General features: G+C 41.2%; 9 protein-coding genes. 6 read left to right on the forward strand and 3 right to left on the reverse strand.

All coding sequences use genetic code 11. The features are described 5' to 3' along the window. The coding region (locus VF500_RS30635) for a CocE/NonD family hydrolase (protein ID WP_330863290.1) at window positions 1-442 on the reverse strand (442 nt) is incomplete at its 3' end. Window positions 443-689: 247 nt separating this feature from the next. Between VF500_RS30635 and VF500_RS30640 the strand changes: the two genes are divergently transcribed. The 4 genes from VF500_RS30640 to VF500_RS30655 all read left to right on the forward strand — a co-directional run bounded on the left by VF500_RS30640 (window position 690) and on the right by VF500_RS30655 (window position 3857). Then, window positions 690-1190 carry a hypothetical protein gene (locus VF500_RS30640; protein ID WP_330863291.1) on the forward strand — a complete coding sequence of 167 codons (501 nt, stop codon included), beginning with the start codon at window positions 690-692 and terminating at the stop codon, window positions 1188-1190. A gap of 91 nt (window positions 1191-1281) precedes the next feature. Continuing rightward, window positions 1282-2685, forward strand: a complete 1404-nt coding sequence (lpdA, locus tag VF500_RS30645) for a dihydrolipoyl dehydrogenase (RefSeq protein WP_330863292.1) — start codon at window positions 1282-1284, stop codon at window positions 2683-2685. A 109-nt stretch (window positions 2686-2794) separates the two neighbouring features. Next, window positions 2795-3415: a TlpA disulfide reductase family protein gene (locus tag VF500_RS30650; RefSeq protein ID WP_330863293.1), complete on the forward strand. Its 621-nt coding sequence runs from the start codon at window positions 2795-2797 to the stop codon at window positions 3413-3415. Window position 3416: 1 nt separating this feature from the next. Further along, window positions 3417-3857 carry a sterol desaturase family protein gene (locus VF500_RS30655; protein WP_330863294.1) on the forward strand — a complete coding sequence of 147 codons (441 nt, stop codon included), beginning with the start codon at window positions 3417-3419 and terminating at the stop codon, window positions 3855-3857. 5 nt (window positions 3858-3862) lie between these two features. On the opposite strand, the gene VF500_RS30660 is transcribed toward VF500_RS30655, so the two are convergent. Together VF500_RS30660 and VF500_RS30665 are read right to left on the reverse strand one after the other, a co-directional pair. Further along, window positions 3863-4414, reverse strand: a complete 552-nt coding sequence (locus tag VF500_RS30660; RefSeq protein ID WP_330863295.1) for a hypothetical protein — start codon at window positions 4412-4414, stop codon at window positions 3863-3865. 553 nt (window positions 4415-4967) lie between these two features. Then, on the reverse strand, window positions 4968-5870 hold the full coding sequence (locus tag VF500_RS30665; protein WP_330863296.1) for a hypothetical protein: 903 nt from the start codon (window positions 5868-5870) through the stop codon (window positions 4968-4970). Between the two features lie 109 nt (window positions 5871-5979). On the opposite strand from VF500_RS30665, the gene VF500_RS30670 reads away from it, so the two are divergent. Together VF500_RS30670 and VF500_RS30675 are read left to right on the forward strand one after the other, a co-directional pair. Beyond that, window positions 5980-6960, forward strand: coding sequence for a glycosyltransferase (locus VF500_RS30670; protein WP_330863297.1), 981 nt, complete (start codon window positions 5980-5982; stop codon window positions 6958-6960). Window positions 6961-6992: 32 nt separating this feature from the next. Then, window positions 6993-8501: ArnT family glycosyltransferase (locus tag VF500_RS30675; protein WP_330863298.1), on the forward strand; the 1509-nt coding region annotated here is incomplete at its 3' end.

Below are 8501 nucleotides of genomic sequence, written 5' to 3' on the forward strand. Positions count from 1 at the left end.
CGTTGTTGTTCGGTACGTTTTTAACCAGCCAGTCGATGGTGTCATACGTATCAGAACCTTCGTCGACATCTTTTTTACTTTTCTTGTTGTCGATAACCGGGGTCATGTTGGTCCAGGTGCCTTCGCTTTTGTAGCGGCCGCGTACGTCCTGGTAAATAAAGATATAGCCCTCTTTCATCATAATTTCAGATGGGCCGAGTCTTGCCGGGTATTTATCCTCGCCGTATGGGGCAATGCTGTAGCAGGTACGCTGCATCATCATCGGATACTTGTTTTGTGATGAAGCGTCTTTCGGGGTATAAATGGATGTAAACAGTTTTACACCATCGCGCATGGTGATGTACACATCTTTTTTGGTGAAATGCTCCTTTACATAAGTGCTTTGAGCATTAACGCCGGTGCATAGCAATACCAGCGCGAAAAAAAGGTTGATTTTCTTCATGAGATCAGTCGGGTTAATTGGGCTAATTTAATAAACAGTTCAGGATAAACCGATTTATCAACGGTTCTGTTACAAATAGGTTAAATTGCTGTTAGTTTGGGATAAAATTGAATATGGAAGGGAAGCAGGAAAGGCACGGAACAGGAAACGATTAAACTGTCTATACAGAAATGTGGTAGGGATGGTAGCGACTACCTTTTGACGCCCTTTAATTATATTATATATTGCGTCTTTAAATCCTAAGACCATGCGCAAGTTTACTAAAGCCCATCTTGAGATCAGGCGTTTAAGTGCTACCGATATTTTGTGGTTATTTGTATACTTGGTTTTGGTTTCTTTCTCATTATATTTTAATTTTTTAAAAGATAAGATGTCTTTTTTAGTGGTGCTGGTTACATCTGCATTTTTTGCATTCATAATCCTTACTACTCCGTTTGGCTTGCGGTTCAGGAGCATTTATTTTTCCATTATATGGTTGGTTTTTAGTTTGCTGTTTATGCTAAATATGGTGTCCGAAGCATTTGAACCTTTTCTTCTCTTTGTGCTGTACCATGTGATAAGATTGATTTTTTGGCGAACCTATGATAGAGAATTTATTCCTTTTACAGTTGCTAAAGGTCACATGTACCGTTATGTAAGTAAGATAGAGCATAAGGGCGGCACTGACATTGATAAATATTATATGAAACTGCTTGGGGTTGGGGGCCTGGTAATTACAATATTATGCTTTGTAAGGCTTATCGGGTAAGGTAGTGATGATATCCTTTTATTTTGACTCATAAGCTATATATTATTACCTAATTACGCTTAACTTTGCCCACCATAAAATACACACTACTATGCAATATGATGTTATAGTTATAGGTTCGGGCCCCGGTGGTTATGTAGCCGCTATCCGCTGTGCCCAGCTGGGTTTAAAAACCGCAATTGTTGAAAAGTATAACACCCTTGGTGGTACCTGCCTTAACGTAGGCTGTATCCCATCAAAGGCGCTGCTTGATTCGTCTGAACATTACCACAATGCCGCTCATGCTTTTAAAACACATGGCATTAACCTGAAAGATCTTTCGATAGATTTTGGGCAGATGATCAAACGCAAACAGGAAGTTGTTGATGCCAACACCAGCGGTATCAGTTACCTGATGAAGAAAAACAAGATCGATACCCATTTTGGTGTAGGATCATTTAAAGATAAAAATACCATCACTGTTAAAAAGAGCGATGGTACTGTTACTGAGATCAGCGGTAAAAATGTGATCATTGCTACAGGTTCAAAACCTTCGGCACTGCCATTTTTGCCAATCGATAAAAAACGCATTATCACTTCAACCGAGGCTTTAACCCTGAGCGAAGTGCCTAAACACCTGGTATTGATTGGTGGTGGCGTTATCGGTTTGGAGCTGGGTTCGGTTTATGCCCGTTTGGGTGCTAAAGTATCTGTAATTGAATTTATGGACGGCATTATCCCAACTATGGATAAAGGCTTAGGTCGCGAATTACAGAAAGTGTTGACCAAACTGGGTATGGAATTTTACCTGGGCCACAAAGTTACCGGAGCTGCTGTAAAAGGTAAGGAAGTAACCGTTAGCTTTGATACCCCTAAAGGTGAAAAGAAAGAATTGAAAGGCGATTACTGCCTGGTAGCTGTTGGCCGTATTGCTTATACCGATGGTTTAGGTTTGGAAAACATAGGCATCACCGTTGAAGAACGTGGGCGTAAAATCACCGTTGACGAGCATCTTGAAACTAAGGTTAAAGGTGTTTATGCTATTGGCGACGTGATCAAAGGCGCTATGCTTGCCCACAAAGCCGAAGACGAGGGTACGCTGGTTGCCGAAATTATTGCAGGCCAAAAACCGCATATTGACTACAACCTGATCCCGGGCGTAGTTTATACCTGGCCTGAGGTTGCCGCTGTTGGTCAAACAGAAGAGCAATTGAAAGCAGCGGGTGTTAAATACAAAACAGGTTCGTTCCCATTCAAAGCAAGTGGTCGTGCCCGTGCCAGCGGTGACCTTGATGGTTTCGTAAAAGTATTAGCTGATGCTACTACCGACGAAATTTTAGGCGTACACATGATTGGTCCGCGTGCTGCCGATATGATAGCCGAAGCTGTTGTTGCCATGGAGTACCGCGCAAGTGCCGAAGATATTTCGCGCATGAGCCACGCCCACCCAACGTATACTGAAGCCATGCGCGAAGCATGTTTAGCAGCTACCGAAAACAGGGCGATACATATTTAATTTCGGAATTGGGATTTTCGATTTCGAATTTTTAATTTGAAATATTTAAAAGCGGTTATCATTTGATAGCCGCTTTTTTAGTTTTAAGTTAGTGGTAAATACTTCTGTTATGAAAGTGATAACCTACTCCTTATCCGCATTTTTAATTTTGCTCGGCTTTACGGTTAATGCGCAAACCAAACAAATTAAATCGGTACCTGATATTGAAGTTTACGATATCAACGGAAAACATACCACGCTGAAGCAATTAGGCCAAAATAAAGTGTTGTTCATTGATTGTTGGTTTGTACCCTGTCCACCTTGTTTTCGTGAAATGGGTATGCTGCATAAACTTTACGCTAAGTACAAGGACAATAAGAACTTTTGCTTCATAACACTATGCCAAACCGATAGCGGCATAGTTAAGCGGTTTATTTCACAAGATAAATCGATAGCTAATTTTGTTAGAATGTATAAGGATTTTAGTAAGCGGCAGGATTTTAAGCTACCTGTTTACTTTATACCCGGTTGCAATGAGAAAATCTATACCGGCAAAGTATTAACGAAATACACGCCTGATGATAAAACCAAATGCCCTGACAGGCAGTTTGGTTTTAGGGGATATCCAACAGTTATTATCTTCAATAAGAAAGGAAAGCTGATTTTCAAGAAGACCGGATATGGTGATCATGAAGATGAAAATAACCTAAAAATGGAAAACCTGATAGTGCAGAACATTGCCGCTAAATGATATGAAAATATTAGCATATATAGTTATTGTGCTATCGACGATTGCGTTCATGGAACTCATCTCCTGGGCTATGCATAAATACCTTTTCCACGGGCCGTTGTGGTTTATCCACAAAACCCATCACCAGCAAAGGCACGGCTGGTTTGAATTGAACGACCTGTTTAGTATAGGCTTCGCGACTTTTGCTTTATGGCTGATGTGGGTTGGTCATTTGAGTTTGGACTACCACTTTTGGATAGGTACAGGGATAAGCATTTACGGGATCGTCTATTTCATTTTTCACGATTGGTTTATCCATAACCGCTTTAAAGCTTTTAAAAGTGATAACCGTTACCTGGCCGGGATTCGCCGGGCGCACAAGATCCACCATAAATCAACGGATAAATATCCCTCAGAAGAGTTTGGCTTATTGGTGGCGAGCAGGAAGTGGTTTAAGAAATGAGGGGCCTAATTGTCAGCCTTTTGTTCACATCTTAACTTGATAACCATCAGTAGCCGCTCTTGAAAATCAGATAATAAGGCATTCCCCCAAAGTGTAGCATATTGATTGATCCGGGTATCCAGCCTGTATGATGATGACAGGCAGAGCTCTGTTTGGTTATTGTTGATCTTTTTCAATGTGTAAGATGCATCAATAAACTTGAAATGATTGCCCATCAAAATATGCTTGTCGAATACTGTGTTCCTGATAGTTGATGGCAATACAGCTATATCAAATGAAACTTTTTTATTCCGTTCCCAGTGATTAACTGTTTCTATAAACTTTAGTCCTCCTTCAAAATGTCCGATCCTTGTGGCACCGATGGTGTCTTTATTAAGTTCAGCATATAACGGCTGGGGGATGCCTGCATAATTAAAGAAGCCTTTGTGATATTCAGTGATGTTGATCTGGTCAACCCGAACCACGTGCTGCCATATATTTTGCGGAGTAGCGTTAATAATGGTCACCGTATTAACATGGTAGATGCCTGTGGGCATTTTGAATTGCTCCTCCATCATTCCGCAAATAAATGGAATGAGGAGAACAGAATATAATGTGTTTTTATTTTGCCGATATTTTAGTAGCAAGATGCCAATAATACTACCGCCAATCATAGCAGCTAATAGAAAAGGGGCCGATATGATCAATATGCATATAAAATCCTCAGCCCTGGAGGTGAAACAAAATAGAAAGAATAAAAGAACCGTTAAACAGGGCGTAAATATTCTATAACCAGACTTACTCAACTGGCTCTGGGATGCAAAAAACATTGGAACCATTCCTATCACGAAAGGAACTATCCACACAAATGTTATTGAAAAGAGATCGGTAAAACTAAAATTACTTCCGGGAAGGTTAAATGCCAGCCTTAACCCCAATCCGTAAGCTGCGCCTAATAAAACCCCTGCATATTCACTAACAAAAAGTTTAAACCGTGTATTGAAGTTGCTAATCATGGGATGATAAGGTTAAGGTTGTAATATAGTAATAAAGGATCTTAAAAATACAAGCGGGCTATTTCCAGGTATGAGGCAAAAGGTTTTGAGTTACAGGCATTGAGAAGGGTACTGACTATTGCTTATTGAGCTCGGCTATTTTTTTATCTGCCTGTACTTTTGCTTCACTGTCGCCGTATTGTTTTACCATCTGATAATATTTGAGGGCATCAGGCTTGTTCCCCTGTAACTGGTAACAATAGGCAATGTTATTTAAAACTATATAGTCGTGAGAAGCCAGTTTTTCGGCTTTCAACAATGCTTCCAATGCATGAGCATAGTCCTTTTTTGCAAGATAGCTAATGGATAAATCGGAGAGGCTGACAACATTATCAGGTTTGTATTTTAATATGGCAAGGGAAATATCACGGATGGAGTCCATGTTTTGATTCCCGGCGTTATATAATTGTATAACATAAGTCTGGATATTGCTGAGCATATAATTTTCAGGATCTTCTACCGGTTTGCCCTCGCTCCAGATCCATTTGAAACCAATAGTTTGTCCGTAGTTAACGGCCTTGATAATTTCTTCGGCAAACGCTTTATAGTTTTCTATTCTGCCGAGCAGGTAAACTTTGCCGAAACGCATGTCCAGTCGTGCCGGAAATTTGGCTATGCCGGCATCAATATATTCAAATCCCTTATTCAAATAAGTTAAATTATAGGAAGTTTGACCACCGCCAAGATAACCGGCAACCTTGCCTGTGCTATCGGTCAGCTGTAAACTTTGACCTGCGGGCTGATCTTTTTGAAGACTCAGAATTTCTGTTAACCCCTTTTTTGCGTAATAGTTATAGCTGGCTATGTAAAAGTCGGGATCGTTTGTGCCGGTTTTTTGCCAGCCTTGCAATAGTTTAAATGCAGCGGCCGTATCATCTTTGGCTACAAGGGCCTTAAAATCGGCCATGTGGTTCTGGGCGGAAACTGGCCGGGCAAAGCAGACAACAGCCATCAGTAAAAAGGTTAACTTAAGTTTCATTGTGACAGGAATGGATTTTAGAGTGAATGTACTAATCTCTTAAAACTATTAATGCAATTTATTAAACTGTAAAATAGAATAGGTAGATTATTACCTTTGCCCAATATCTATGAACATCCTCATCGTCAACAACACCCCGATCCCGGCAACTAAATACGGCGGCACCGAGCGCATTATCTGGTGGCTTGGCCGCGAGTTAAACCGGCTTGGTCACAAAATCACTTATCTGGTAGGTGAGGGATCAAGCTGTCCGTTCGGAAAGGTGTTGACTTATGATCCAACTAAAGATTTGGATCAGCAGGTACCCGATAATATTGATGTAGTACATTTCCAATTCCAGGTGAGTGGTTTTACTAAAAAGCCTTATATAGTTACGGTTCATAATAACCCGGGTGGGGCGCAATTGGATCTTAATTCGGTATTTGTATCGGCCAATCACGCGGACAGGCATGGCTCAACAGTGTTTGTACATAATGCAATTGATACAGCCGATTATCAAAAGCCAGATCTCAATAATAAACGAACGCATACCCACTTCCTTGCTAAAGCAGCCTGGCGGATTAAAAATGTAAAAGGCGCTATTGATGTAGCTACCATGAGCGGTAATAAATTGGTAGTACTTGGCGGTACCCGGCTTAACTTAAAAATGGGTTTGCGTTTTACGCCCAATTTAAATGTGCGTTTTAAGGGTATGGTGGGGGATGAAGCAAAATCGGTAGTGATGAACAGTTCGAAGGCCTTGCTTTTCCCTGTACTGTGGCATGAACCGTTCGGGATAGCCATTATTGAAAGCCTTTATTTTGGATGCCCGGTTTTCGGTACTCCTTACGGCTCGCTGCCCGAACTGGTACCAGCAGAGATTGGTTTGCTTTCGGCAAGTAAATCTGAATTAGCCGCCGGACTTAAAAATATTGACAGCTTTAACAAGCAATACTGTCATCAGTATGCGGCCGATAATTTTAACATCGGCAAAATGGCTGCTACTTATCTGGAGCTATATGAACGGGTTTTAAATGGGCAAGCGCTAAATTCAGAACAACCCAAACTCATCAATCATGATCAGCCCAAATACCTGCCGTGGAATAATTAAAATTCAGCTATTTTTGAGGATAAATATTTTTAGTGGATAGTTCAGCAGCTTCAATTTTTTCATCACAAAAACGGCCTTATTTCATAGTGCTGCTATTGGTTATCGTGCTCAACGTGGCAGGCATCGGCATCAAATTTTTTACTGATGATCCGGCCCTGTATTCGGCCCTGGCCCGGAGCATGGCGCACAGTAATAATTTTACCGATCTGATGTATCACGGTGCCGACTGGCTCGATAAACCTCATTTTCCTTTCTGGGCCATCGCCATCAGCTTTAAAGTTTTCGGAGTAAATACCATTGCCTATAAGCTACCTGCCTTGTTATTCTTTTTCATGGCGGTAGTTTACACTTATAAGCTTGCCAAAAAGTTTTATGGCGATGAAACAGCCATTATCGCTATTCTGATATTGCTTACAGCGCAACACAGCGTAATGTCAAATACCGATGTACGTGCCGAACCTTATATTATGGGCCTGCTCATGGGCGCTGTTTATCATTTTTACAAAGTAAAAGAACGGTTCAGCATGGTCGATGTACTGCTGGCATCAATATTTACGGCCTGTGCTGTAATGACCAAAGGCATCTACCTGCTTATCCCGATTGGGGCGTCAATTATTGGCGATTATTTATTTAAGGGGAATATTAAAGGCGTTTTCCACTGGAAATGGCTGCTTGCGTTTATATTGGTTGTGGTGTTTACTCTACCCGAAATCTATTCGGTATACACACAGTTTGATCTTCACCCCGAAAAAGTTGTTTTTGGCCGCACCGGAATTTCCGGGATCCACTGGTTTTTGTGGGATAGCCAGTTTGGGCGTTTCAACAATAACGGCTATATCACCAACACGCACGGCGATAAGCTGTTTTTTGTGCACACCCTGCTTTGGGCCTTTGCGCCCTGGGCTATTATCCTTTTCTATTCACTCTATTCCACCATCAGGAAAATGGTTAAGGGTGTAGCACAGCCCGAATATCTTTGTATTTCCGGCGGGGTATTGCTGCTGCTGATCTTTTCGCTTTCTAAATTTCAGCTGCCGTTTTATACCAATATCCTGTTCCCGTTTTTCGCTATTATAACCGCGGTTTTTATTAGCTCATTAAAGGCAGGAGCTGAATTTAAGTTTTTTAAGATCACGCAATACATTATTGCAGGCCTTTTGCTCGTGGCTGTTATCGCACTTAACTTCATCTTTGCGCCCGAATGCTGGCCACTGTTTGTGTTATTGATCGCAGGGTTTACAGGCTTAACCATCTACATATATAAAAAGCAAACACAAGTTTACCAGCCCGTATTTTTGTTTACCTGTGCTGTATCTATATTGGTAAATGCTTACCTGGTGAGCGTAGCCTATCCAACTATTGTTGATTACCGCGGGGATCTTTCGGCTGCCGAATATCTTAACGATAACTATCCGCAGCAAAAAGTAAGTGCTACTGTTTTATCAAACACTTTTGATTTTTATTACAAAGGGCAGGTAACCTATACCAACCTTGATGCCATCCTGAAAACCGACAGCCTAAAAAGCCGGATCATCGTAGCC

Origin of the sequence: Mucilaginibacter sp. (assembly GCF_036383575.1) — a bacterium.
In the GTDB taxonomy this organism is placed as follows: Bacteria; Bacteroidota; Bacteroidia; order Sphingobacteriales; family Sphingobacteriaceae; genus Mucilaginibacter.